1 protein-coding gene is annotated in these 648 nt (G+C 60.2%); it reads left to right on the plus strand.

The features are described from left to right. Positions 1–648: immunoglobulin-like domain-containing protein (locus tag ACF8E5_RS00270; protein ID WP_392474739.1), on the plus strand; the 648-nt coding region annotated here is incomplete at both ends.

Genomic DNA, 648 nt, shown 5'->3' on the forward strand with positions numbered 1-648 from the left:
ACGATCAACGACTCGATCGACACGACCACTGCCACGCTGACGGCTTCGCCGAGCGTCACTGAAGGCGGCGTGATCACCTACACCGTGACCCTGACCAACCCGGCTCAGACCCCGGTGATCGTGACCCTGTCCAATGGTCAGGTCATCACTGTTGAAGCAGGCAAGACCCAGGGCAGCATCGACTTCCAAACCCCGGCCAACGACGTCTACAACAACGGCTCCACCGTTAGCGTGACTATTGACAGCGCTACGGGTGGCAACTTCGAACAACTGACCCCGAATCCAGCGGCTGCAGTTACCACGATCAACGACTCGATCGACACGACCACTGCCACGCTGACGGCTTCGCCGAGCGTCACTGAAGGCGGCGTCATCACCTACACCGTGACCCTGACCAACCCGGCTCAGACCCCGGTGACCGTGACCCTGTCCAATGGCCAGGTCATCACCGTTGAAGCGGGCAAGACTCAAGGCAGCATCGATTTCCAGACCCCGGCCAACGACGTCTATAACAACGGCTCGACCGTTAGTGTGACCATCGACAGCGCTACGGGCGGTAACTTCGAGCAGCTGACGCCTAATCTGACGCCAGCGGTAACGACGATCAACGACTCGATCGACACGACCACTGCCACGCTGACGGCTTCG

The organism is Pseudomonas sp. WSY_20, assembly GCF_043104335.1.
GTDB classification, from domain to species: domain Bacteria; phylum Pseudomonadota; class Gammaproteobacteria; order Pseudomonadales; family Pseudomonadaceae; genus Aquipseudomonas; species Aquipseudomonas parafulva_B.